Source organism: Kribbella jiaozuonensis (genome assembly GCF_005233875.1).
Classification (GTDB): Bacteria; Actinomycetota; Actinomycetes; order Propionibacteriales; family Kribbellaceae; genus Kribbella; species Kribbella jiaozuonensis.
In genome coordinates, this window is sequence record NZ_SZPZ01000006.1 from 466173 (window position 1) to 489381 (window position 23209).

22 protein-coding genes are annotated in these 23209 nt (G+C 68.3%); 14 read left to right on the top strand and 8 right to left on the bottom strand.

Annotation, left to right across the window (positions count from 1 at the left end; genetic code table 11):
• Nucleotides 1-25: 25 nt before the first annotated feature.
• Genes FDA38_RS37615 through FDA38_RS37625 form a run of 3 tightly spaced genes read left to right on the top strand, consistent with a single transcriptional unit; the run spans nucleotide 26 to nucleotide 4043 of the window.
• On the top strand, nucleotides 26-1156 hold the full coding sequence (locus FDA38_RS37615) for an EfeM/EfeO family lipoprotein (protein ID WP_202878019.1): 1131 nt from the start codon (nucleotides 26-28) through the stop codon (nucleotides 1154-1156).
• On the top strand, nucleotides 1153-2364 hold the full coding sequence (gene efeB / locus FDA38_RS37620; protein WP_137258932.1) for an iron uptake transporter deferrochelatase/peroxidase subunit: 1212 nt from the start codon (nucleotides 1153-1155) through the stop codon (nucleotides 2362-2364). Before FDA38_RS37615 ends, efeB begins: the two co-directional genes overlap by 4 nt.
• Before the next feature lie 20 nt (nucleotides 2365-2384).
• A complete protein-coding gene (locus FDA38_RS37625) occupies nucleotides 2385-4043 on the top strand; it encodes a phospholipase C (RefSeq protein ID WP_137258933.1) in 1659 nt (552 codons plus the stop codon).
• A 6-nt stretch (nucleotides 4044-4049) separates the two neighbouring features.
• Here the strand turns inward: FDA38_RS37625 and FDA38_RS37630 are convergent, their stop codons facing one another.
• Nucleotides 4050-4862 (bottom strand): alpha/beta fold hydrolase, encoded by an 813-nt coding sequence (locus FDA38_RS37630; RefSeq protein WP_137258934.1) that lies wholly within the window; start codon nucleotides 4860-4862, stop codon nucleotides 4050-4052.
• Nucleotides 4863-4878: 16 nt separating this feature from the next.
• The gene (locus tag FDA38_RS37635; RefSeq protein WP_137258935.1) at nucleotides 4879-5823 is read right to left on the bottom strand and encodes a helix-turn-helix transcriptional regulator; all 945 of its coding nucleotides are present in this window, start codon (nucleotides 5821-5823) and stop codon (nucleotides 4879-4881) included.
• A 42-nt stretch (nucleotides 5824-5865) separates the two neighbouring features.
• On the opposite strand from FDA38_RS37635, the gene FDA38_RS37640 reads away from it, so the two are divergent.
• Complete coding sequence (locus tag FDA38_RS37640; RefSeq protein ID WP_325053137.1) at nucleotides 5866-7029, top strand: epoxide hydrolase family protein; 1164 nt, start codon at nucleotides 5866-5868, stop codon at nucleotides 7027-7029.
• On the opposite strand, the gene FDA38_RS37645 is transcribed toward FDA38_RS37640, so the two are convergent.
• Nucleotides 7018-7854 carry an oxidoreductase gene (locus FDA38_RS37645; protein ID WP_137258936.1) on the bottom strand — a complete coding sequence of 279 codons (837 nt, stop codon included), beginning with the start codon at nucleotides 7852-7854 and terminating at the stop codon, nucleotides 7018-7020. The genes FDA38_RS37640 and FDA38_RS37645 overlap by 12 nt on opposite strands.
• Before the next feature lie 69 nt (nucleotides 7855-7923).
• On the opposite strand from FDA38_RS37645, the gene FDA38_RS37650 reads away from it, so the two are divergent.
• Together FDA38_RS37650 and FDA38_RS37655 are read left to right on the top strand one after the other, a co-directional pair.
• The gene (locus tag FDA38_RS37650) at nucleotides 7924-8481 is read left to right on the top strand and encodes a TetR family transcriptional regulator (RefSeq protein ID WP_137258937.1); all 558 of its coding nucleotides are present in this window, start codon (nucleotides 7924-7926) and stop codon (nucleotides 8479-8481) included.
• Between the two features lie 82 nt (nucleotides 8482-8563).
• Complete coding sequence (locus FDA38_RS37655) at nucleotides 8564-10069, top strand: S1C family serine protease (protein ID WP_137258938.1); 1506 nt, start codon at nucleotides 8564-8566, stop codon at nucleotides 10067-10069.
• Between the two features lie 95 nt (nucleotides 10070-10164).
• On the opposite strand, the gene FDA38_RS37660 is transcribed toward FDA38_RS37655, so the two are convergent.
• Nucleotides 10165-10998, bottom strand: a complete 834-nt coding sequence (locus tag FDA38_RS37660) for an NAD-dependent epimerase/dehydratase family protein (RefSeq protein WP_137258939.1) — start codon at nucleotides 10996-10998, stop codon at nucleotides 10165-10167.
• Between the two features lie 145 nt (nucleotides 10999-11143).
• Here FDA38_RS37660 and FDA38_RS42500 point away from each other — a divergent pair, with 145 nt between their 5' ends.
• From FDA38_RS42500 to metH, 3 genes are all read left to right on the top strand, one after another.
• Complete coding sequence (locus FDA38_RS42500; protein ID WP_170989999.1) at nucleotides 11144-12553, top strand: MFS transporter; 1410 nt, start codon at nucleotides 11144-11146, stop codon at nucleotides 12551-12553.
• Complete coding sequence (locus FDA38_RS42505; protein ID WP_170990000.1) at nucleotides 12550-13083, top strand: TetR/AcrR family transcriptional regulator; 534 nt, start codon at nucleotides 12550-12552, stop codon at nucleotides 13081-13083. Before FDA38_RS42500 ends, FDA38_RS42505 begins: the two co-directional genes overlap by 4 nt.
• Before the next feature lie 168 nt (nucleotides 13084-13251).
• Nucleotides 13252-16866 carry a methionine synthase gene (gene metH / locus FDA38_RS37670; protein WP_137258940.1) on the top strand — a complete coding sequence of 1205 codons (3615 nt, stop codon included), beginning with the start codon at nucleotides 13252-13254 and terminating at the stop codon, nucleotides 16864-16866.
• On the opposite strand, the gene FDA38_RS37675 is transcribed toward metH, so the two are convergent.
• Nucleotides 16863-17765, bottom strand: coding sequence for a hypothetical protein (locus tag FDA38_RS37675; RefSeq protein WP_137258941.1), 903 nt, complete (start codon nucleotides 17763-17765; stop codon nucleotides 16863-16865). The two genes, metH and FDA38_RS37675, sit on opposite strands and share 4 nt — an antisense overlap.
• A gap of 74 nt (nucleotides 17766-17839) precedes the next feature.
• Here FDA38_RS37675 and FDA38_RS37680 point away from each other — a divergent pair, with 74 nt between their 5' ends.
• Both FDA38_RS37680 and FDA38_RS37685 read left to right on the top strand, forming a co-directional pair.
• On the top strand, nucleotides 17840-18316 hold the full coding sequence (locus FDA38_RS37680) for a GNAT family N-acetyltransferase (protein ID WP_137258942.1): 477 nt from the start codon (nucleotides 17840-17842) through the stop codon (nucleotides 18314-18316).
• Nucleotides 18317-18421: 105 nt separating this feature from the next.
• Nucleotides 18422-19273, top strand: a complete 852-nt coding sequence (locus tag FDA38_RS37685) for an HAD family acid phosphatase (protein ID WP_137258943.1) — start codon at nucleotides 18422-18424, stop codon at nucleotides 19271-19273.
• On the opposite strand, the gene FDA38_RS37690 is transcribed toward FDA38_RS37685, so the two are convergent.
• Nucleotides 19261-19938 (bottom strand): TetR/AcrR family transcriptional regulator, encoded by a 678-nt coding sequence (locus tag FDA38_RS37690; RefSeq protein ID WP_137258944.1) that lies wholly within the window; start codon nucleotides 19936-19938, stop codon nucleotides 19261-19263. The two genes, FDA38_RS37685 and FDA38_RS37690, sit on opposite strands and share 13 nt — an antisense overlap.
• A gap of 98 nt (nucleotides 19939-20036) precedes the next feature.
• On the opposite strand from FDA38_RS37690, the gene FDA38_RS37695 reads away from it, so the two are divergent.
• Entirely contained in the window at nucleotides 20037-20969 is a 933-nt protein-coding gene (locus FDA38_RS37695) for an SDR family oxidoreductase (RefSeq protein ID WP_137258945.1), read from the top strand.
• Nucleotides 20966-21727, top strand: a complete 762-nt coding sequence (locus FDA38_RS37700) for a class I SAM-dependent methyltransferase (protein WP_137258946.1) — start codon at nucleotides 20966-20968, stop codon at nucleotides 21725-21727. Before FDA38_RS37695 ends, FDA38_RS37700 begins: the two co-directional genes overlap by 4 nt.
• On the opposite strand, the gene FDA38_RS37705 is transcribed toward FDA38_RS37700, so the two are convergent.
• Nucleotides 21690-22247 (bottom strand): GNAT family N-acetyltransferase, encoded by a 558-nt coding sequence (locus FDA38_RS37705; protein ID WP_137258947.1) that lies wholly within the window; start codon nucleotides 22245-22247, stop codon nucleotides 21690-21692. The genes FDA38_RS37700 and FDA38_RS37705 overlap by 38 nt on opposite strands.
• A gap of 61 nt (nucleotides 22248-22308) precedes the next feature.
• Between FDA38_RS37705 and FDA38_RS37710 the strand changes: the two genes are divergently transcribed.
• The gene (locus FDA38_RS37710) at nucleotides 22309-22602 is read left to right on the top strand and encodes a YciI family protein (protein WP_137258948.1); all 294 of its coding nucleotides are present in this window, start codon (nucleotides 22309-22311) and stop codon (nucleotides 22600-22602) included.
• On the opposite strand, the gene FDA38_RS37715 is transcribed toward FDA38_RS37710, so the two are convergent.
• Nucleotides 22599-23138, bottom strand: coding sequence for a dihydrofolate reductase family protein (locus tag FDA38_RS37715; RefSeq protein ID WP_137258949.1), 540 nt, complete (start codon nucleotides 23136-23138; stop codon nucleotides 22599-22601). The two genes, FDA38_RS37710 and FDA38_RS37715, sit on opposite strands and share 4 nt — an antisense overlap.
• Nucleotides 23139-23209: the final 71 nt, after the last annotated feature.

Genomic DNA, 23209 nt, shown 5'->3' on the forward strand with positions numbered 1-23209 from the left:
TGCCGATCACCAGGAGTAATCTCTCGTGCGCACTCCCCGTCCGATACCGGCTGCGATCGCGCTGGTCGGTGTAGGCGCGGTGGTTGCCGTGGCGGTGTGGCGGCCCTGGGAGGGCTCAGCCGGCACGGCCAACGCAGCCAGTAGCCCCACCCAGGTGACGGTGTCCCGCAGTGCGTGCGGCCAGGGCTGGACCGATGCGAAGACCGGCCGGCAGACGATCACCCTGCACAACACCGGCGACGCCTCCGCCGAGGTCGATCTCGTCGACGTCGACAGCAAGAAGGTGTACGGCGAGGTGGAGGGCCTGGGCCCGAACACGTCCGCGCCGATGGACGTGCAGCTCGGCGCCGGCCGGTACGCGATCCGCTGCCTGATCGAGGACACCGACGTGCTCACCGGCCCGACGGTCACCGTCGCGGGCGACGGGAAGGCCGGCCCCGCAGTGGTCGCCGTCACCAAGAACGACATGTTGCCGCTGGTGAAGCAGTACGAGGCCGCGGTCGCCGCCGGCGTCGCCGGCCTGGTGGTCAAGACGGACAAGCTGCGTGCGGATGTGGACGCCGGCAACCTCGCTGCTGCCCGGGCGGACTGGCTGCCCGCGCATCTGGCGTACAACTCGCTCGGTGCGGCGTACGACGCGTTCGGCGACTTCGCGGACAAGATCGACGGATCCGGCGGCTTCCACCCGTTGGAGAAGGGCCTGTGGCACAACGGCTCCGCCGCCAGCCTGAAGCCGATCGCGGACCAGTTGGCGGCCGACGTACACGGCCTGCAGAAGGACCTGCCCAACGAGCAGGTCGATCCGAACGACCTTGGCCTTCGCGCCCACGAGATCATGGAGAACGCGCTCCAGTTCGAGCTGACCGGCGAGAACGACCAGGGCAGCGGTACGTCGCTGAACACCGCACTGGCCAACCTGAACGGCACGGCGAACGTGCTTGCCATCCTCGACCCGGTCCTCAAGCCCCGCGATCCCGACCTGCCCCAGGTGCAGAAGTGGGAAGCCCGGGTACGCGCGCTGCTGACCGCGCACCAGAACACCCCGGTCGCCCAGCTGGATCAGACCACCCGGGAACAGCTCAACGGCGCCGTCGGAGAACTGCTGGAGAAGCTCGCCCCGGTTGCGGCGATCTGTGAAGTTCGGAGGGCTGGATGACCGGCTTCGACCGTCGCTCGTTCCTCCGCGGCACGCTGGCAGGCGCCGGCGCCGCCGCGGTGACCGGCGTTGGGGCGGCGGCACTGGCCGGCTCGACAGCTGCTGCGGAGACGGCTACTGCGGTGCCGTTCCACGGCGAGCACCAGGCAGGTATCACCAACGACCCGCAGAAGCAGGCGATCTTCGCGTCGTTCGACGTGATCGCCGCGAACAAGGCCGAGCTCTCCGATCTGTTCAAGACGATCACGGACCGGGCGAGGCTGTTGACCGCGGGCGGAGCGCTTCCGCCGCTCGGGATCACGGCTCCGCCGGCCGATTCCGGCGTACTCGGACCGGACATACCTGGTGACGACCTGACCGTCACCGTCGGCGTCGGGGCGTCGCTGTTCGATGCGCGGTACGGCCTGAAGGACCGCAAGCCGGCGAAGTTGAAGCCGATGAAGGAATTTCCGAACGACAGCCTCGACGACAGCCTGTGCCACGGGGATCTGAGCCTGCAGATCTGCGCGACCGAGAGCGACACCGTGCTGCACGCGTTGCGCGACATCGCCCGGCACACCCGCGGCGCGATGCAGCTGCGCTGGCGGGTCGACGGCTTCCAGAGCCCGCCGCGACCGTCCGGGACGCAGCGCAACCTGATGGGCTTCAAGGACGGCATCGTCAAGCCGGCCGACGCCGACCACGACAAGCTCGTCTGGGTCGGTCAGGGGAACGGCGAGCCGGCCTGGACCGAAGGCGGCAGCTACCAGGTGCTGCGGCAGATCCGGATGCTGGTCGAGTTCTGGGACCGGGTGTCGGTCGGCGAGCAGGAGAACATGTTCGGCCGTCGCCGCGACTCCGGCGCACCGCTGGACGGTAACCACGAGACCGACCTGCCCAACTACCCGGCCGACCCGACCGGCGGCGCGATCCCGTTGACCAGCCACATCCGGATGGCCAACCCGCGCACCACCAGTACTGCGGCCAGCCAGTTCCTGCGCCGCGGCTACAACTACGACAAGGGCACCGACTCGGTCGGGGACCTGGACATGGGGCTGCTGTTCTGCTGCTACCAGCAGGACATCGCCCGGCAGTTCGAGGCCGTACAGACCCGGCTGATCGACGAGCCACTCGTCGACTACATCCGGCCGGTCGGTGGCGGCTACTTCTTTGTACTTCCCGGTGTTCGGGACGGCAACGACCACTTCGGGCGGTCGTTGCTCGCATGATTTACCTAAGAGGAGAAGGCATGCGCGCAAGACTCCGTGTGCTCGCTACGGCCGGTGTGGCCGCGACGAGCCTGTTGCTGGTCGCCTGTAGCGGCGGCGGCACCAACCAGGGCGTCGCCAGTGGGGGCGGCAAGGGGAGTGTGAGCGGTCAGGGCGGTAGCGCACAGGTGGGTGACGCCGCCTTTTCGTTCCCGACGGTCCACCCGTCGACGCCGATCCAGCACGTCGTGGTGATCTTCGGCGAGAACATCTCGTTCGACCACTACTTCGGCACCTACCCGAACGCGACCAACCAGAACGGCACGCCGTTCAAGGCGGCCCGGAACACGCCCAAGGTGAACGGGCTGTCCAAGAAGCTGCTGACGAACAACCCGAACGCGTACAACCCGAAGCGGCTGGCGCCGTCGCAGGCGCTGACCTGCGACCAGAACCACGGCTACGGTCCGGAGCAGAAGGCCGTCAACGGCGGCAAGATGGACAAGTTCGTCGAGAACACCGAGACCGACAAGTGCACCGGCCAGCCGGTGCTGTTCGGTGAGCCGGGCCTGGTGATGGACTACTACGACGGCAACACCGTCACCGCGATGTGGAACTACGCGCAGCACTACTCGCTGAACGACAACTCGTACGACACGGTCTACGGCCCGTCCACCCCGGGCGCGCTGAACCTGATCTCCGGCCAGACCCACGGGGGCCAGGCCGTCGATCCGAAGACCGGTAAGCCGACCACGGACGCGTACGCCGTCCAGTCGCCGGACAAGAACGGGATCGGCACGATCACCAACGACCCCGACCCGTACTACGACGACTGCTCGAACAACAACGGCAAGTCGGCGAACAACCTGGCTGTGATGCACGGGCAGAACATCGGCGACCTGCTGAACTCCAAGCACGTCACCTGGGGCTGGTTCCAGGGCGGCTTCAAGCCGACCAGCACCGTTGACGGCAAGGCCGTCTGCGGCGCGACGCACAACAACATCGGCGGCATCGCGGCAGCGGACTACAGCCCGCACCACGAGCCGTTCATGTACTACAAGTCGACGTCGAACCCGAAGCACCTGCCGCCGACCTCGGTGAAGGCGATCGGTCACACCGACCAGGCCAACCACCAGTACGACACCTCGGACTTCGACGCGGCGGTCGCGGCGAACAACCTGCCGGCGGTCAGCTTCCTGAAGGCCGGTGAGTACCAGGACGGGCACGCCGGGTACTCCGACCCGCTGGACGAGCAGGCCTTCGTGGTCAAGGAGATCAACCAGCTGCAGAAGTCGAAGGAATGGTCCTCGACCGCGGTCGTCCTGGCCTACGACGACTCCGACGGCTGGTACGACCACCAGAAGTCCCCGACCGTGAACGGCTCGAAGGACGCGGCGCTCGACCAGGCCGCGACCTGTGGCAAGGACCCGGTCTCCGGCGGGTACGCCGACCGCTGCGGCTACGGTCCGCGCCTGCCGCTGCTCGTGGTCTCGCCGTACGCGAAGACCAACCACGTCGACCACTCGGTGACCGACCAGTCCTCGGTGCTGAAGTTCATCGAGGACAACTGGCGCACCGGCCGGATCGGCGACCACTCGTTCGACCAGCGCGCCGGCAGCCTGAACGGCATGTTCAACTTCTGGCAGCGCCCGAGCAAGAGCAAGCTGATCCTGGACCCGAAGACCGGGGCCGTGGTCCGCTGACCTGAGTCAGACGCCCTGATCGACGAGAAAATCGTCGATCAGGGCGTTCACTTCTTTCGGGGACTCGAGCGCGGCCAGATGCGCCGACTGCTCGAGTACGACGAACCGCGCGCCGGGGATCGAGTCCGCCATCTCCTCGGTCTCCGCCGGCGGGAACGTCGTGTCCTCGCCGCCGGCAACGACCAGGACCGGCGTGCGGATCCGGCCGAACAACTCGCGCTGATCGGGCCGGCGCGGCACCACGCTGGTCACCGCGTGCCGGCCCGAGGTGATGTTCACCTTGGCGGCGAGTTCGTTGACTGTGGCAACGACCTCGGGTTTCTCGCGTTTCGCGGTCGGGCCGAGGAACGCGTCCCGCACCGGCGCCTTGAGCGGCCCGCGGATCCCGCCGAGGAGCTGGGCGGAGCGGGTCAGTACGCCGTACTCGAATCGTTGCCGTCGGCCCGCGGGTGAGGCCGTAGCGTTCATCAGGACGGCGATGCCGATCCGGTCGGGATGCAGAGCCGCGAAGGTGCCGCCGATCATGCCGCCCCAACTGTTGCCGATGACATGGACCCGGTCGACGTCGAGGTCGTCGATGACGGCTTCGACGACCTGCGCGCACTGCTCGAACGTGAACGGTCCGGTCAGCGGCTGGCTGTTGCCGTGACCGGGTGGATCGACGAGGATCACCTGGAAGCGGCCGGCGAAGTGCGCGGCCTGGGCGGACCAGAGCGTGCCGTCCATCAGCAGGCTCGGCCAGAACAGCATCGCGGGCCCGGATCCGTCGATCCGCAAGCGGATCCGGCCCAGCACGGTCTCGACGTACCGATCCTGCATGCCTGAACGGTACCGGTCAGGACGGCGGGAGCGCGGCAGCAAGGCGCGTCGTGAGCTCGCGAATGCAGTCGATCAGCTCCGGCGGTGATTGGACCTCGAAGGGCAGGGCGAGCAGGCCGAGATGCAGCGCGATCTGGTCTAGCGAATTGGCGCCGGTCTCGACCAGAGTCGTGTGCTCGTCGATCGGCGTGACGGTCGCGACGTTCGGCCCGAAGCGGTCGGCCACCTGCTCTGCGGGGGCATGGACTCGGATCTGCGCCTGGTACCGGTAGCCGCCGTACGCGACACCGCGGTTGGTGGTCGTCAGGTCCGGTACGTCGCGCGGGGTGAATCGCGGTCCGGTCGGGATCCGCGGCTCGAGCCGGTCGAGGCGGAACGTCCGCCAGTCGGTCCGGTCGAGATCCCACGCGACCAGGTACCAGCGCCGGCCGGTGTGCACGAGCCGATGCGGCTCGGTCGTGCGGGTGGTCGCCGTACCGTCGTGGTTGCTGTAGTCGAACCGCAGTCGCTGACGGTCGCGGCAGGCGGCCGCGACGGCGAGCAGTACGTCGGGTTGCACGGACGGCCCGCCTGCCGGCGTGACGGCGATCTGCTGGAGCAGCTCGATCCGGTGACGCAGCCTGGACGGCAGGACCTGCTCGAGCTTGGTGAGGGCGCGGACCGACGACTCCTCGGTGCCGGCGACTGTGCCGGACGCGGCGGCACGCAGTCCGATCGCGACGGCGACAGCCTCGTCGTCGTCCAGCAGCAGCGGTGGGAGTGCCGCGCCGGATCCGAGTCGGTAGCCGGCCACACCCGGTACGGCGTCGACGGGGTAGCCGAGGTTGCGGAGCTTGTCGACGTCCCGCCGGACGGTCCGGACGCCGACGCCGAGCCCGTCGGCCAGCGCGGAGCCGCTCCACTCCTTGGGCTGCTGCAGGAGCGAGAGGAGTTTGAGCAGTCGGGCCGAGGTCTCGAGCATGTCCTTGATTCTGTCAGCTGGTTAGGACTGAAGGTGTCCTAAGTGGGTGACAGAATCAAGGACATGATCAAGCCCTTCACGATCGACATTCCGCAGAGCACGCTCGACGACCTCGCCGCCAAGCTGGCGAGCGCCCGCCTTCCCGCGCCGCTACCCGGTGACGACTGGGACACCGGCGTACCGGTTTCCTGGCTGTCGACGCTGGTCGACTACTGGCGTACCTCGTACGACTGGCGCGCGGCCGAGAAGGAGCTGAACTCGTACCCGCAGTTCACCACCGAGATCGAGGGTCAGCGCATCCACTTCCTCCACGTCAGGTCGGCCGAGCCGGATGCCCTGCCGCTGCTGCTGACCCACGGTTGGCCCGGCTCGATCGTCGAGTTCCTCGATCTGATCGGCCCGCTGACCGACCCGGTCGCTCATGGGGGACAGGCCTCGGATGCCTTCCACGTGGTCATCCCTTCTCTGCCTGGGTTCGGGTTCTCCGGGCCGGTGCCTACGAGTGGGTGGTCCAGGGAGCGGGTCGGGCAGGTGTGGGCGCTGCTGATGGAAGAGCTCGGGTACGAGCGGTACGGCGTACAGGGTGGTGACATCGGCGGGGCCGTCTCGCCGGCGGTCGCGCGGGCGGCCCGGGAGCGGGTCGTCGGTGTGCACACGAACGGCGGCCCGTCGCTGCCGCCGTACCCGCTGCCCGAGGAGGAGCTGAAGACGCTCACGCCGCTCGAGCAGGACCGGATCGCGCGGATCGGCGGCTTCCTGCAGAAGGAGTTCGGCTACATCTCGATCCAGTCCACCCGGCCGCAGACCGTTGCCTACGGTCTCGTCGACTCGCCGGTCGGGCAGCTGGCCTGGATCATGGACAAGTTCATGGCCTGGACGTGGCCGGCCGAAACCTTGCCTGAGGCAATCATCGGCAAGGATCGGCTGCTGACCAACGTGATGATCTACTGGCTCACCGGTACCGCCGGCTCGGCGGCGTACGTCGGTTATGCGCAGCAGGAGCCGTGGGGGACCAAGCTGGAGAACTCCGGCGTACCGACGGCGGTGCTCGCGTTCGCGCACGACGTACCGGTCCGTCGGTACGCCGAGCGCGACAACAACATCACCCGCTGGACCGACGTCGACCACGGCGGGCACTTCGCGGCCCTGGAAGAGCCGGAGATCCTGATCGGTGACGTCCGCGAGTTCTTCAGCTCACTCCGCTGAATAGTCGGTCGAGGTGGTCAGGTGCGCCCAGGTAGCGGCCTCCTCGGCGCGGGATTTGGACGCGCGGTCGGCGTGGGTGAGGGCGTCCTTGCCGAGCAGGAGACGCAGGGGAGGGTTGTCGAGGCTCGTGACGTGCACGATCGCCTCGGCAGCCTTCGCCGGGTCGCCGGGCTGCTTGCCGTCGGTCTCCAGGCGGTAGCGGTTCATCTGACCGACGGTGGAGTCGTAGTCCGGGTGCACCTCCGCGAGCTGCATCGACGAACCGCCCCAGTCGGTGCGGAAGGCGCCCGGCTCGACGATCGTCACCTTGACACCGAAGGGCCGGACCTCGTTGCTCAGCACCTCGGAGAAGCCTTCGACGGCGAACTTCGCGGTCTGGTACGCGCCCATCCCGGGCGTGCCGCCGACCCGTCCGCCGACCGATGAGAACTGCAGGAAGTGCCCGCTCTTCTGCGCGCGGAACACCGGCAGCGCCGCCTTCGTCACGTTGACGACGCCGAAGAGGTTGGTCTCGATCTGGGCCCGGAAGTCGTCGTCGGGAGTCTCTTCGATCGGGGCACTGTTCGCGTAGCCGGCGTTGTTCGCGACCACGTCCAGGCCGCCGAACGCGTCGAGAGCGGTCTGGACGGCGGCGCGTGCGGCCGCGGCGTCGGTGACGTCGAGGGCGACGGCGCGGATCTGCTCGCCGTACTTCGCGACCAGGTCGTCGAGCTGCTCGGGCTTGCGCGCGGTGGCGACGACTCGGTCGCCGGCGGCCAGCACGGCCTCGGTGAGGGCGCGGCCCAGGCCGCGGGAACTGCCGGTGATCAGCCAAATCTTGTTCATGATTCATCCTAACTAACTGGTTGGTTGGTTAATTCCCGAGTCGACCAACCAGTTGGTTAGCCTGGTCAGATGCAGCAACGGAACGCCGACCGGACCAAGGCCCGCATCCTGGCCGCCGCCATCGAGGAGTTCGCCGCGCGCGGGATCGCCGGTGCGCGGGTCGACCGGATCGCCGAGGTGGCCGGATGCAACAAGGCCATGCTCTATGCGTACTTCGGCAACAAGCACGAGTTGTTCGACGCGGCGTTCAGCGCCAACGTGGACGAGTACCTCGACGAGGTCGGGTTCGACGTCGACGACCTCCCGGCGTACGCGGGACGCGTGTTCGACTACTTCGAGGCGCATCCCGACCGGCTCCGGCTGTCGACGTGGTACCGGCTGGAGCGGCCGGAGGGGCAGCCGTTGGAGGCGATCGTCGCGGTCAACCACAGCCGGCTGGACGAGCTGCAGCGGGGGATGCGGCGGCGGGTGGTCACGCGGCAGTTCAGCGCGGTCACGTTGCTGTCGCTGATCCAGGCGATCGCGACGAGCTGGTCGTCGATGAACCCGGAGTACGGCGCCGACGTACCGAGCGCGACGGTGCGGCGGCGGGCGGTGGTGACGGCCGTGGAGAAGATTCTCAGCTGATTCATTGGTTGGCCCGATGGAGTTCTCAGTCTGGCGAGCTCTACTCGTAGGCAGAGGGAACTGGCTGAGGAGGGCACGGGAGATGAACGCGAGCGCTGGACCTGGACCGTACGACGGTGGGCAGTACGGAGGTTGGCCGCCGGCGCATGGCGGGTATCCGCAGTACAACCCGCAGAACGGGCCGTATCCGCAGTACCAGCAGGGGCCGCAGTACAACCCGAACTACCCGTTCCCGCCGAAGCCGCCGAAGAAGCGCGGCCGGCGGTTGCTGGGAGCTGGGGTGCTCGGGCTGGCCGCTGTCGTGGTCGCCGGATCGGTTGCCTGGGGCATCGACCAGCACAGCGCGGCGAACCCGTCGCAGCTGTCCCAGACGGCGTTCGACGCGTCGGCCGTGGCGGCCAAGGTCTCGCCGGGGCTGGTCGACGTGAACACCGTGCTCGGATACGAGAACGCCCGGGCGGCCGGGACCGGGATCGTGCTCAGCTCCGACGGTGAGGTGCTCACCAACCACCACGTGGTCGAGGGCGCGACATCGATCACCGTGACCGACATCGGCAACGGGAAGACGTACACCGCGAGCGTCGTCGGGTACGACGAGCAGCACGACATCGCCGTACTGAAGCTGAAGGACGCCTCCGGACTGGAGACCGCGAAGACCGGGAACTCCGACCAGGTGAAGCTGGGCGACCAGGTCGTCGGCGTCGGGAACGCGGGCGGCACCGGCGGTACGCCGAGCTACGCGGCCGGCAAGGTGACCGGACTGAACCAGGCGATCACCGCGACCGACGAGAACGGGCAGGACCCGGAGAACCTCACCAACCTGATCGAGACCGACGCGAACATCCAGGCCGGCGACTCCGGCGGGCCGCTGGTGAACGCGAGCGGCGAGGTCGTCGGGGTCGACGTCGCCGGCGGGAACGGGAACAACGGCGGGCAGGGCGCGCCGGGTCAGACGGCGGTCAGGTCCGGGGCCACTGCGACGGCGACGTTGGCTGCCGCTGGGAACGGGAGCGGCTACGGCGATCCGTTCGGGAACGGGAATGGGTTTGGCGACCCGTTCGGCAACGGGAACGGCTTCGGTGATGGGTCGGGGTCGCAGAACGGGTCGGGCAACGGCTCGGGTGACGGGTCGGGCAACGGCTCGGGTGACGGGTCTGGGAACGGCTCGGGGAACGGGTTCGGGAACGGGCAGGGCGGTTCCGGGAACGGGTCCGGGACGACCACCGAGGGTTATGCGATCCCGATCAACCAGGCGCTCGACATCGCGCAGCAGATCGAGAACGGGAAGTCGTCGGACGTCGTACACATCGGCGCCTCGCCGATGCTCGGAGTCTCGGTCGTCGCGAGCGACGGCACCACCGGCGCGGTCGTCGGCGACGTACTCGCCAACGGCCACGCGGACGACGCAGGCATCGAGGCCGGTGACGTGATCACCTCGTTCGCCGGTCACACCGTCGACTCGCCCGACGCGCTGTCGACACTCCTCAACAACCAACACCCCGGCGACAAGGTCGAGGTCGGCTGGGTAGACCAGTCCGGCCAAACCCACAAAGCCACCATCGAACTGATCACCGGCCCGGTCCGCTAACCCCAGCGCCACCCCCCGCTGCCGGCGGACCGCCCGATCGGGCCCGACGCTCCCCTCCCCCTCGGAGCGCCCGGGCCCGATCTTTTATGTCTGGGTCAGGAAAGGAAGCCGGTGCGCCAGGTTGGGTGGATGGGGGACCAGCCGAGGGTGTGGGCGTGGGTGTTTGCGGCGCCGCGTGCCCACGGGGTGCGGGAGGTGCTGGTGGGGGATGGTGGGGTGGGGGCGCCTACGGCTTGTGCGAAGAGGGGGAGCCAGGTGGTGGCTGGGGCCGGGTCGTTGTCGACGATGTTGACGGGGCCGGAGGGCCAGGTGATGGCAGAGGCGGCGGCTGTGGCGGCGTCTTGGATGTGGAGGAAGCTGGTGATGTCGGCGTTGGTGGGGAGGTTGCCGGCGGTGGCCAGGTCGGCCATCAGGCCGCCTTTGGTGTACCAGGTGTCGGGGCCGTAGAGCATGCCGTAGCGGAGGACGACCCACTCGGGTGCTTCGGCGGTGATCGCCTCGAGCGTGCGAACGGCGTCGACCATCCCGCGGCGGCTCTCGTCCGCGGCGTTCACGTCCAGCGGCGTGGATTCATCCGCCGGCGCCGAACCCGGCTCGTACGCCCACGCGACGCTCTGCGAGATCACCCGCCGTACGCCGGCCGCCAGCGCAGCGTCGACCAGATTCCGGGTCCCCTCGCGGCGGATCCGGGCGTTCGCGGCGAAATCCCGTGAGGTGAGATCGGTCAGCTGATGCATGACCACCTCCGGCCGAGCAGCCGCGACCACCTCGCGGAGCGCGGCAGCGTCGTACACATCACCCTGCACGGTCGTCACCCCAGGCACCCGCGACCGCCGCGACAACGCGATCACCTCGTGGCCCCCGGCAACGAGCAGCGGAACCAGCCGACGACCGATGACGCCGGTCCCACCGGCGATGAAGATCCTCATACAACCAACCTAGGCACCCACAGGCCCGGCCAGATGGTCCAATCCGCGGCCAGTTCGCCGGTCCATTTCCATCAGGGGTGAACAAGCGTTTACCATGCCTGAGAAACCTGAGTAAACAACTGTTCACCCCCGTGAGGACCTCAGCTTGACCGTCCGCCCTGCCGCTCACCCACGCCTGATCCTGGCCGCGCTCGCGTTCTGCGGCGTACTGGTCTCGATCAGCCAGACCATCGTCGTACCCCTCCTCCCTTCCCTCCCGCAGATCACCCACAGCCCAGCGGCCGACGTCAGTTGGCTGATCACCATCACCCTGCTGACCGGCGCCGTCTTCACCCCGCTCCTCGGCCGGGCCGGCGACATGTACGGCAAGCGTCGCGTCCTGCTGATCGCCCTGGCGTCGATGGTGATCGGCTCGTTGCTCTGCGCAATCAGCTCGAACCTGACCGTCCTGATCGTCGGCCGCGCGTTCCAGGGCGCCGCGGTCGCGGTGGTCCCGCTCGGCATCAGCATCCTGCGCGACGAACTTCCGCCACGCCGCGTGATCCCGTCGATCGCGATCATGAGCTCGACCCTGGGCATCGGCGCCGCATTCGGCATCCCGGCCGCCACCCTCGTCGTCGAGTACGCGAACTGGCACACGATGTTCTGGATCAACCTCGGCCTCGGCCTGCTCGACATCGTCCTTGTGCTGCTGATCGTGCCCGAGTCGGCCGTCCGGACCAGCGGCCGCTTCGACATCGTCGGCGCGATCGGCCTGAGCGCCTTCCTGATCTGCCTGCTGCTCGCCGTCTCGAAGACCAACTCCTGGAGCGTCGAGCGACTCATCACGCTGTACGCCGTCGCCGTGCTGCTGGTGCCGATCTGGGGATGGTACGAACTGCGCGTCAAGAGCCCGCTCGTCGATCTCCGCGTCTCCGCGCGACCAGGCGTCCTCTTCACCAACCTCGGTGCCCTCCTGATCGGATTCGCCTTCTACGCCAACTCCCTCTCCACAGCCCAACTCGTCCAGGAGCCCACCTGGACCGGCTACGGACTAGGCGAGTCCATCGTCGTCAGCGGCCTCTGCCTGCTCCCAGGCGGCGTGGCGATGGTGCTGCTCTCCCCGGTATCGGCCCGGATCTCCAACGCCCGCGGACCCAGGTTCACACTCGCGATCGCGTCGGTCCTCATGGCAGCCGGGTACGTCGTCCGCCTGTTCACCAGCCACAACGTGGCCGGCATCGTCATCGGTGCAACAGTCGTTTCTGCCGGAACCGCCGTTGCGTACTCCGCGCTCCCGGCGCTGATCATGCATGCTGTGCCGGTGACCGAAACGGCCGCCGCGAACGGCCTCAACACGCTGATGCGCACGGTCGGGCAGGCGATCTGCAGCACGATCGTCGCGACCGTACTCGCCAACGTCACGATCGCGAGCGCCGGCCGGGTCGCGCCCGCGCTCTCGGCGTACCTGATCGTGTTCGTGGTCGCGGGCATCGCGGCTCTGGCGGCGGCAGGGCTGGCCCTGCTGATCCCGGTACGGCGTCCCGAGCCGGCGTACGAGGTGGCGGTGAAGTGACCGATCCGGGGCGGACCACGATCCTGCGAGCAGCCCGCAAGGCGTTCGCGCGCGAGCCGTACGACGCGGTCACGCTCCGCGGGGTCGCCGCGGACGCGGGCGTGAGCGCCGCCCTGATCGTCAAGTACTTCGGCGGCAAGGAAGCGCTGTTCGAGCGCGTCGCCGACTTCACCGAGGCCGCCCAGTTGCTGCTCGCCGCACCGAACGAGCGGCTCGGCGAGCACGCCGTACGGACCCTCGTCGAGTACCGCCGGGCGAACGAGCAGGACCTGCTCGTCCGGGTCGTGTTCGCGGCCGGCAAGGGTGATGAGCGCGCCCAGATCCGCGAGCACTTCCGCGACCAGGTCACCCGCGCCTTCGCGGCCCGGCTGACCGGCGCGGACGCCGACCTGCGGGCCGCGCTGATCACCGGCCAGTTGCTCGGTCTCGGAGCCGCGATCGCGATCGGCACGAGCGGCCCGATCGCCGCGGCCGACCCGCAGACGATCGCCGACCTCTACGCCCCGGCACTCCAGAGCCTAATCCACTAGTTGAACACCCGTCCTAAAATGTGGACATAGGGCTTGGCGTCAGGTGTGACGCCACTAACATGGAGCATCCAGGCCGAGAGGCGCTGCAACGGACCCCGGGTCCGCCACGCTCGTCCTGGGGCACGACTGCAAGGGCGCCTCCGGAGAGTCTTCTGGAGGGGTTGGCAGATGAGTGAGACCGCGCTGCGCGAGCTGCTGGATCAGCGGATCGTCGTGCTCGACGGTGCCTGGGGCACGATGCTGCAGAATGCCAAGCTGAAGCCCGAGGACTACCAGCCTGAGCGCTACAACGACGCGACCCACGACGTCACCGGCGACCCGGACCTGGTGAACCTGACCCGGCCGGACGTCATCCTCGACGTCCACCGGCAGTATCTGGCGGCCGGCGCCGACATCACCACCACGAACACGTTCACCGCCTCGAGTATCGGCCAGGCCGACTACGGTCTGCAGCAGCACGTGCGCGAGATGAACCTGGCGGGTGCGCGGCTCGCCCGGCAGGCGGCCGACGAGTTCGCCACCCCGGACAGCCCGCGGTTCGTGGCCGGTTCGATCGGCCCGCTGAACGTCACCTTGTCGCTGAGCCCGCGGGTCGAGGATCCGGCGTACCGCGCGGTGAACTTCGAGCAGGTCAAGGCGACGTACGCCGAGCAGATCGCCGCGCTCGCCGAGGGCGGCGTCGACCTGCTGCTGATCGAGACGATCTTCGACACGCTGAACGCGAAGGCTGCCGTCGCCGCAGCCCGCGAGGTCGCGCCGGAGCTGCCGCTGTGGATCTCGGTCACGATCGTCGACCTGAGCGGCCGGACGCTGTCGGGCCAGACCGTCGAAGCGTTCTGGAGCTCGGTCGAGCACGCCAACCCGCTGGTCGTCGGCGTCAACTGTTCGCTCGGCGCCGCGGAGATGCGCCCGCACGTCGCGGACCTGGCGCGCTTCGCCGACACGTACGTCGCCTCGCACCCGAACGCCGGCCTCCCGAACGCCTTCGGCGGGTACGACGAGACGCCCGAAGAGACGTCCGCGATGCTCGAGGAGTTCGCGCAGTCCGGGCTGGTGAACATCGTCGGCGGCTGCTGCGGCACGACCCCGGCTCACATCAAGCAGATCGCTGCCGCGGTACAGGACATCGAGCCGCGGACCGTCGTACAGAGTGATCACACCACCAGGTTCTCCGGGCTCGAGCCGTTCAAGATCAGCGCCGACACCGGGTTCGTGATGATCGGCGAGCGGACCAACGTGACCGGGTCGGCTCGGTTCCGCCGGCTGATCGAGGGCGACAATCACCAGGCCGCGGTCGACGTGGCGCTCGAGCAGGTGCGCGGCGGCGCGAACCTGCTGGACGTGAACATGGACGCCGATCTGCTCGACAGCGAGCAGGCGATGACCACGTTCCTGAACCTGATCGCGACCGAGCCCGAGGTGGCCCGGATCCCGATCATGATCGACAGCTCGAAGTGGTCGGTGCTCGAGGCCGGCCTGAAGTGCGTGCAGGGCAAGGGCGTGGTCAACTCGATCAGCCTGAAGGAGGGCGAGGAGGAGTTCCTCGAGCGCGCCCGGAAGATCATGGACTACGGCGCCGGCGCGGTGGTGATGGCCTTCGACGAGCAGGGCCAGGCCGACACGGTCGAGCGCAAGGTCGCGATCTGCGGTCGTGCGTACGACCTGCTGACCGGGATCGGTTTCCCGGCCGAGGACATCATCTTCGACCCGAACGTGCTGGCCGTCGCGACGGGCATGTCCGAGCACAACGGCTATGCGAAGAACTTCATCAACGCGCTGCCGTTGATCAAGGAACGCTGCCCGGGCGTCCACATCAGCGGCGGTATCTCGAACCTGTCGTTCTCGTTCCGCGGCAACGACATCGTCCGCGAGGCGATGCACTCGTCCTTCCTGTACCACGCGGGCAAGGTCGGCCTGGACATGGGCATCGTGAACGCCGGCCAGTTGGCTGTGTACGAAGACATCCCGAAGGACCTGCTGGAGCTGGTCGAGGACGTCATCTTCGACCGCCGCGACGACGCCACCGACCGCCTGGTCGCCTTCGCCGAGAACGTGAAGGGCAAGGGCACCAAACGCGAGATCGACCTGACCTGGCGCGAGGGCACCGTGCAGGAGCGGCTGTCGCACGCGCTGGTGCACGGCATCGTCGACTACATCGAGGCGGACACCGAGGAGGCGCGTAAGCAGTTGCCGCGTCCGCTCGAGGTGATCGAGGGTCCGCTGATGGACGGTATGAAGATCGTCGGCGACCTGTTCGGGGCGGGCAAGATGTTCCTGCCGCAGGTGGTGAAGAGCGCGCGGGTGATGAAGCGCTCGGTCGCCTACCTCGAGCCGTTCATGGAGGCGGAGAAGGAGCAGGCCCGGCTCGAGGGCCGCGCGGAGATGGTCCGTGGCCAGGGCAAGGTCGTGCTGGCGACCGTCAAGGGCGACGTTCACGACATCGGCAAGAACATCGTCGGCGTCGTGCTCGGCTGCAACAACTACGAGGTGATCGACCTCGGCGTGATGGTGCCGGCGGCAAGGATCCTGGACACGGCCGTTGCCGAGGGTGCCGACGCGGTCGGGCTGTCCGGGCTGATCACACCGTCACTCGACGAGATGGTTGCCGTGGCCAACGAGATGCAGCGGCGCGGGCTGAAGCTGCCGTTGCTCATCGGCGGTGCGACCACGTCGAAGCAGCACACCGCGGTCCGGATCGCACCGGCGTACGAGAAGACCACTGTGCACGTGCTGGACGCGTCGCGGGTGGTCGGCGTGGTGTCGGACCTGCTCGACGAGACCCGCGCGGAAGAGCTTGCCAAGAGCAACAGTATTGAGCAGGAGCGGCTCCGCGAGCAGCACGCGAACAAGCAGCGCAGCCCGCTGCTGACGCTGGCCGAGGCGCGGGCGAACAACGAGCCGGTCGAGTTCGGTGAGCTGCCGGTGCCGGCGTTCACCGGTCTGCGCCGCGAGACACCTTCGCTGGAGACGCTGCGCGCGATGATCGACTGGCAGTTCCTCTTCCTGGCTTGGGAAGTGAAGGGCAAGTACCCGGCGATCCTCGACAACCCCGTCGCGCGCGAGCTGTTCGACGACGCGAACACGTTGCTGGACGAGATCATCGCGAACGGGTCGTTCCAGGCCGAGGGCGTCTACGGGTTCTGGCCGGCGCACAGTTCCGGGGACGACATCATTCTCGACGGCTTGGACGTGTCGTTCCCGATGCTGCGGCAGCAGACCGAGAAGCCTGCGGGGCGGCACAACCGTTGCCTGGCGGACTACGTCGCGCCGGCCGGTGACCACCTCGGCGGGTTCGGGGTCGCGATCCACGGTGCCGAGGCGCTGGCGAAGTCGTACGAGGAGAAGAACGACGACTACCGGGCGATCATGGTGAAGGCGCTGGCCGACCGGTTGGCGGAGGCGTTCGCCGAGTGGATCCACCTGGAGGCGCGGAAGGCCTGGTTCGAGCCCGACGTACAGCCGGTGCTGGAGGATCTGCACGCGGAGCGGTTCCGCGGGATCCGGCCCGCGCTCGGGTACCCGGCGAGCCCGGACCACACCGAGAAGAAGGAGCTGTTCGAGCTGCTCGAGGCGGAGAAGCTCGGTCTCGGACTGACCGAGTCGTTCGCGATGACGCCGGCCGCTGCGGTCAGCGGCCTGATCTTCGCGAATCCGGCGTCCCGCTACTTCAGCGTCGGCCGCCTCGGCCGCGACCAGATCGAGGACTACGCCGTACGCCGAGGCCTGTCGGTCGAGGAAGTCGAACGCTGGCTCCGCCCCAACCTCTCCTACGACCCGGCCTAGCCGCCGAGGCCTCGCTGCTCGCGACCGGGCTGGATCGTCGACGGCCCGGTCGCGCTGTAGCCGGCACCGGCGGTGATCGCGCCGCTCGCCGAGGCCAGGGCGGAATCCTCGATCAGCCTGCGTAGCTGGGGGTCGATCTTCTCCGACGCCGCCTGGACGGCAGCGGACGCGAGTGACGGGTCGTTCTTCGCGACGGCCTCGGTGAAACCGTTCCGGAGCGTGACCTCGGCCCGGAACAGGTCTCGCGGCGACAGCTCGTCGGTGCCGGGCAGCAGCGAGAGGATCTCGCCGTACCGCTCCTCGGGCTTGACCGAGATCAGCCAGTCGGAGAGCGCGGCGTAGTCCTCGGGCTCGGCCGGTGTGCCGCCCTGCCGCCGAACGATCTCGGCCATCAGTGCGCGCGCTGCCGCGGCCGCCGCCGGGTTCCGGCCGGCGAAGGCGAAGTCGGGCACCTCTGCGGCCGGGAGGAACTTGCTGGATTCGGTCTTCGACCAGAGCTGCGGCAGGCGTTCCTGGGTCCAGACATCGGCCAGCCCGTCGTCCAGATCCGCTTCCGGCTGGTGAAGTCCGCCGATGTTGTCGAACAGCGGGCTGCTCAATCCGACCGACTGCGACGTCGTGTGTGCGGTGGCCTGGACCAGCCGTTCCCGGTCGCCCTGCGCCGGCTGCCCGGCGCCATACCGGCGAACCGCGTCGGCCAGTTCCTCCGGCAGGACCAGGGGACTGTCGTTCGACCGGAGTGCGTCGACTGCGTTCATTCCCGGGCGGTCGTCCGGCCGGACGACGAAGTCGATGCCGCGCCAACGGACGAGGCGATCGGTGGTCTCGCTGACGGCTTCGACGATCGAGTCTCCCCACGGGAAGCACGGATCGTTGGTCTTGACCAGGCCAGTGGCCATGGCGTGTTCTCCTTCGTGAGGGAGGCCGAACGGAGCAAGCGTAGGGGCGCACCGGGTTCATTTACGCTGACCGCATGACTGTGATCGTGCGACCTGCTGTTGCCGGTGATGCTGATGCTGTGGCGGCGATCTGGTACGCCGGTTGGCGGGACGGGCATCTCGGGAATGTGCCGGACGAACTGGTCGCCTTCCGGACCGAGGAATCGTTCGGAACGCGTGCTGCACAACGGGTTCCGGACACCACCGTTGCCCTGGCGGGGGACGAGGTCGCGGGGTTCGTGATGGTCGTGGGGGACGAGGTCGAGCAGGTGTACGTGTCGCGCGATCACCGCGGATCGGGAGTAGCCGGGACGCTACTCACCGAAGCTGAACGGCAGGTGAAAGCAGGAGGGCACAGCGAAGCCTGGCTGGCCGTGGCGACCGGGAACGCGCGGGCCCGCCGGTTCTACGAGCGCAGCGGCTGGAGGGACGGCGGCGCGTTCGACTACCCAGCCGCGGTGGAGGGCGGAACTGTACCGGTCCCGTGCCACCGTTACGTGAAGTCGGTCTGAACAGACGCAGGATTCCCCTGCACTTCAGGCTGTCGGGCGGTCAGCCCGGCCGGACCGGGGTTAGTTTGCTTTGGCAAGCATTCCCGTACTCCGAAGAAGGTCACCATGGCATTCCGTTCCTGGCGCCGGCCGTCCCGCCGGATGGTTCTGACCAGCGTTGCAGCAGTCGCGATGACATCGGTCGTCGGCGGGGTCGCGTACTCGGCCGGTGCCGCGAACCCGCAGCCGGCCATCCAGACGTCGACACCGCGCAGCGAGAAGCAGGTCACGAACATCGACGTACTGCGTCAGCAGCTGCGCAACTACTACGGCGATCCGCTCGGCAGCGGCACGTTCGCGGACGACAGCAACTACGCCAAGGAAGCTCGTTCGGTCGCGGCCGCGGGCTCGCGGTACCTCGCCGCGCAGCACCACACGCACAAGACCAAGGCGATCCTGCTGGACGTCGACGACACCTCGCTGGCGACCTGGAACTACGAGATCTTCAGCAACTGGGCGTTCAACCCGACCACCAACGCGGACTACGTGCTGAACCAGCGGTTCCCGGCCGTACCGGGCATGGTCGACCTGGTGAAGAAGGCCTCGCACGAGGGGTACGCGATCTTCTTCCTGACCGGCCGGGGCGCCGCGCAGGAGCCGGCGACGCTCGGCAACCTGACCTCGGACGGCATCGGCGTCGATGCCGGCTACCCGCAGCCGACCAAGCTGAGCAATGGTGAGGACGGCCTGTTCACCAAGCCGGCCGTCGCCGACTACCCGGACTACCTGAAGAAGGCCTGCGCCGCCGACCCGAACGGCTCGTGTACGACGATCCACTACAAGTCGGCGACCCGCGCGCATATCGAGTCGCTCGGCTACGACATCGTCGCGAACTTCGGCGACCAGTTCTCCGACCTGAAGGGCGGCTTCGCGGACCGTACGTTCAAGCTCCCGAACCCGAACTACTACCTGCCCTGATCACGGGGTAGGGCGCCGTACAGCAGGGTGCGGAGCGAGTCGGTGAGCGCCGGCTCGAACCGCATCCGGATGGCGCCGAGGGACGGGTCGGCCTCGTACGCCGCGAGGATGGCCGGGACGGGATGCGAGTGGGACCAGATGGCGCCCGCGAGCAGGCTGGCAGTAGCGATGAACTGACCGGCCCCGTCCCGGCCCAGCTCGGGGAGTACGCCGACGACCGCCGCGATCATGTCTTCGTACGCCGTCGCGGCCGCGCGTTTGAACGTCAGCGCCGTCTCCGTGGTGATGTTGCGTTCCAGAACGCCCGCCTGCGCGCTGATCAGGTCGCAGAGCACCGGCCGCTCCGACAGCGTGCCGACGATGGCCGTGATCAGCTGCTCCGCCCGATCATCGATCGACAGCTCGGGCAGCGCGTCGCCGACCGCATCGTCCAGATCCTTCACCCAGGCCGCGAGCTCGCTGCTGGACAGCTCGAGCAGGACGGCCTCGCGGGAGTCGAAGTAGTTCAGCACGTTCGACTTCGCCAGGCCGACGCGGCGACTCAGCTCGTTCAGGCTGACGTCGGCGACCGGCATCTCGGTCAGCATCGTGGCGGCCGTCGCGAGGATCGCCCGCCGCCGCTCGGCCCGCTGCTCCGCGCTTCGCGCGCGCTGGAATGTCGTCACGCTCACATTCTACAGACCATCGGTCTGTTGTTATCACACCGGTGGTCTGATAACGTCGGAGCCATAACAGACCATCAGTCTCTTACGGAGTGTGGATCATGTACGACGTTCCCGATCAGACCGGCAAGCTCGTTGTCGTCACCGGCGCCAACAGCGGCACCGGCAAGGAGGCCACCAAGCGGCTCGCCGCCGCGGGCGCGCGGGTTGTGATGGCGGTCCGGACTCCGGCCAAGGGCGAGGCGGCGAAGGCCGAGATCCTCGCCGAGCACCCGGGCGCGCAGCTCGAAGTACGGCGGATCGACCTTGCCGACCTGGCCTCGGTCCAGGAGTTCGCCGAGAAGCTCGCGGCCGACGAGTCTCACCTCGATCTGCTGGTGAACAACGCCGGCGTGATGCACCCGCCGACCCGGCAGACCACGAAGGACGGCTTCGAGCTGCAGTTCGGTTCGAACTACCTCGGCCCGTTCGCGCTCACGGTCCGCCTGCTGCCGCTGATCCTCGCCGCTCCGGCGCCGCGGGTCGCGACGATGGCCAGCGGTGCGGCCAACTTCGGCAAGATCAACTTCGACGATCTCCAGTGGGAGCAGCGTTATCGCCGGATGGCGGCGTACTCGCAGTCGAAGCTCGCCGACCTGATGTTGAGCAACCACCTGGCCAAGCTGTCCACCGATCGCGGCTGGGGTCTGCTCAGCGTCGCCGCGCACCCGGGCTACACCCGCACCAACCTGCAGAGCGCGGGTGCCAGCCTCGGCCGGGAGCGTCCGTCGGTTCTCACCGAGCTCCTGTTCCGCTTCAACCCGCTTCCGTCGCAGGGCGTGGAGGTCGGCACCGAGCCGCTGCTCTTCGCCGCCGCCGATCCCGCGGCCCAGCACGGCGCGTACTACGGTCCGTCCGGCCGGTTCGGTCTGGTCGGTCCGACCAAGCAGGTCGGCGAGCCGAAGGCCGCGCTCGACTCCGCCACCAGCGCCCGGCTGTGGAGTGTCGCCGAAGGCCTGACGGGGGTGTCGCTCCCGTCTATCCTGCCCAAGTGAATGAGTGGTCGGACGGTGGAGTCTACGAGTCGTTCATCGGCCGCTGGAGCCGGCTCGTCGCGGCGGAGTTCGTCGACTGGCTGCAGCAGCCGGCGGCTCTGCGCTGGCTCGATGTCGGCTGCGGTACGGGCGTTCTGACCAACACGATCCTTCGTGCGGCCGACCCGGCCACGGTGCTCGGGGTCGACCCCTCGGCGGGCTTCGTCGAGTACGCCCAGCAGGCCGTCCAGGATCGGCGCGCGAGTTTCGACGTACGCTCGGCGGCCGAGCTGCCGGACGGTCCGTTCGACGTGGTGGTCGCCGGGCTGGTGCTCAACTTCATCCCCGAGCGGGTCGAGGCGCTGCGCCGGATGCGGGAGATCGGGTCGACGGTCGCGGTCTACGTGTGGGACTACGCCGAAGGCATGCAGTTGCTCCGCTACTTCTTCGACACGATGCTCGAGCTGCGCCCACAGGATGCGCACCACGACGAAGGCTCCCGCTTCGGTTTCTGTACCGCGGAAGGGCTCGAAGGTCTCTTCCGCGAAGCCGGATTCGGCGACGTGCGGACGCGCGAGATCGTCGTACCGACGGTGTTCACGTCGTTCGACGACTACTGGAAGCCGTTCCTCGGCGGGACGGGCGTGGCGCCGGCGTACCTGCGCAGCCTCGATCCGGCTGACCAGGACGCGATGCGCGAGGGCGTCCGCGAGCGGCTGCCGATCGAGGCGGACGGCTCGATCAGGCTGACGGCGCGGGCGTGGGCCGCGATCGGTTGAGGTAGTCGTCGCGGAGATAGCCGAACAGCAGGTCGTCGGTCCACTCGCCCTTGAACCATGAGTTGGACAACCGCAGGCCTTCGCGCGTGAAGCCGACCCGCTCGAGCAGCCGGGCCGATGCGGTGTTGCGGGCATCGGCTTCGGCGGAGATCCGATGCAACTCACGCTCGACGAACAGGTGCTCGAGCAGCCCGTGCACGGCTTCCGAGGCATACCCCATTCCCTGGTACTCCGTTGCGAGCGTGAAGCCGAGCTCGGCCTGCATCAGGTTCTCGTGCAGGTTCAGACCGAGGTCGCCGATCAACACACCGTCCAGATCGACGGCGTACTGGAACCAGCCGGGCGCCTCCGGATCGCCGCCCGCGAACCGCTCGACCGTCTCCTGGGCGTCGGCGAGCGGCACCGGCGCCTCCCAGCCCTGGTAGTGGGCGACGTCAGGATCCGAGCGGTACGCCGCGAAGCGCTCGGCGTCGGCCGGCAGGAAGCGGCGCAAGGTCAGCCGTTCGGTACGCACGAACATCGGGCCATCATGTCAAAACCGCGCGCTCGACTCCGTCCTATCAGTGGAGAGGAGTGCGCCGATGAAGTTCCTACTGCTCCTGCAGGGTGATGGTGAGCCGCGCCTGCAGCGCGACGAGTTCGAGCGAGTTGCCCACGACGCCGGCGAACTGGTCGGCGGCGAACTGCTCGCCGATCCGCAGCTGTCCGTCCAGCTCCCCGAGTGCGAGCCGAGCCAGATCGACGGGTACTACGTGATCGACGTGGAGACCCGGGAACGAGCGATCGAGCTCGCGCGCCTGCTGCCAGACGCGCGAGCCGCTGGTCGCTCCGTCGAGATCCGCGCGGTCATGCACCCGACCGCTGCGGACTTCTAGACCACCGTGAACCACATGCTGGTGGCCATCGCCGTCTCGGTGACGCTCTTGCGTTCCAGCCGGACCGTGTGGCCGCCGGGGTAGTCGAAGAGACGGGTGCCGTCGCCGAGCATCGTCGGCGCGAACAGGAGCAGGACCTCGTCCAGTTCGCCGGCCTCGATGCACTGCTTGGCGATGTTGGCGCCGATCACGTTGACGTACTTGTCGCCGGCCGCCTCCTTGGCTTGAGCGAGTGCTTTGGTGAAGTCGTCGACGTACGTGACGTCGGGTTCCGCGTCGGCCGGCGGGCGGTGGGTGACGACGTACAACGGTCCGCTCCACCCGCCGCCGAACGCCTGACCTTCTCCGGACTCACCCTTGAACGGATCGTCCCCGTCGTGCGACCGGCGGCCGACGAGGATCGATCCGATCCGCGGGATCAGCTCGTCGACCTCCGGATTGGGACCGAGGTACGGGCGCATCCACTGCATGTCACCGTCCGGCCCGGTGATGAAGCCGTCCACCGACATCGTCACCGAGTACAACACCTTCGCCATGAATCCTCCTGCTCGTTTCGTTGGTAGGTGTTGAGACGAACGAGCCGGAGAAAACTCATCGCGAGGCCGGC

Bases quoted from the DNA above. Each gene is read 5' to 3' on its own strand.
- FDA38_RS37695 (WP_137258945.1), top strand. From the start codon at position 20,037: ATGTACGACGTTCCCGATCAGACCGGCAAGCTCGTTGTCGTCACCGGC.
- FDA38_RS37650 (WP_137258937.1), top strand. From the start codon at position 7,924: ATGCAGCAACGGAACGCCGACCGGACCAAGGCCCGCATCCTGGCCGCC.
- efeB (WP_137258932.1), top strand. From the start codon at position 1,153: ATGACCGGCTTCGACCGTCGCTCGTTCCTCCGCGGCACGCTGGCAGGC.
- FDA38_RS37715 (WP_137258949.1), bottom strand. From the start codon at position 23,138: ATGGCGAAGGTGTTGTACTCGGTGACGATGTCGGTGGACGGCTTCATC.
- FDA38_RS37625 (WP_137258933.1), top strand. From the start codon at position 2,385: ATGCGCGCAAGACTCCGTGTGCTCGCTACGGCCGGTGTGGCCGCGACG.
- FDA38_RS37630 (WP_137258934.1), bottom strand. From the start codon at position 4,862: ATGCAGGATCGGTACGTCGAGACCGTGCTGGGCCGGATCCGCTTGCGG.
- FDA38_RS37685 (WP_137258943.1), top strand. From the start codon at position 18,422: ATGGCATTCCGTTCCTGGCGCCGGCCGTCCCGCCGGATGGTTCTGACC.
- FDA38_RS37675 (WP_137258941.1), bottom strand. From the start codon at position 17,765: ATGGCCACTGGCCTGGTCAAGACCAACGATCCGTGCTTCCCGTGGGGA.
- FDA38_RS37635 (WP_137258935.1), bottom strand. From the start codon at position 5,823: ATGCTCGAGACCTCGGCCCGACTGCTCAAACTCCTCTCGCTCCTGCAG.
- FDA38_RS37655 (WP_137258938.1), top strand. From the start codon at position 8,564: ATGAACGCGAGCGCTGGACCTGGACCGTACGACGGTGGGCAGTACGGA.
- FDA38_RS37660 (WP_137258939.1), bottom strand. From the start codon at position 10,998: ATGAGGATCTTCATCGCCGGTGGGACCGGCGTCATCGGTCGTCGGCTG.
- FDA38_RS37680 (WP_137258942.1), top strand. From the start codon at position 17,840: ATGACTGTGATCGTGCGACCTGCTGTTGCCGGTGATGCTGATGCTGTG.
- FDA38_RS37645 (WP_137258936.1), bottom strand. From the start codon at position 7,854: ATGAACAAGATTTGGCTGATCACCGGCAGTTCCCGCGGCCTGGGCCGC.
- FDA38_RS37705 (WP_137258947.1), bottom strand. From the start codon at position 22,247: ATGTTCGTGCGTACCGAACGGCTGACCTTGCGCCGCTTCCTGCCGGCC.
- FDA38_RS37710 (WP_137258948.1), top strand. From the start codon at position 22,309: ATGAAGTTCCTACTGCTCCTGCAGGGTGATGGTGAGCCGCGCCTGCAG.
- metH (WP_137258940.1), top strand. From the start codon at position 13,252: ATGAGTGAGACCGCGCTGCGCGAGCTGCTGGATCAGCGGATCGTCGTG.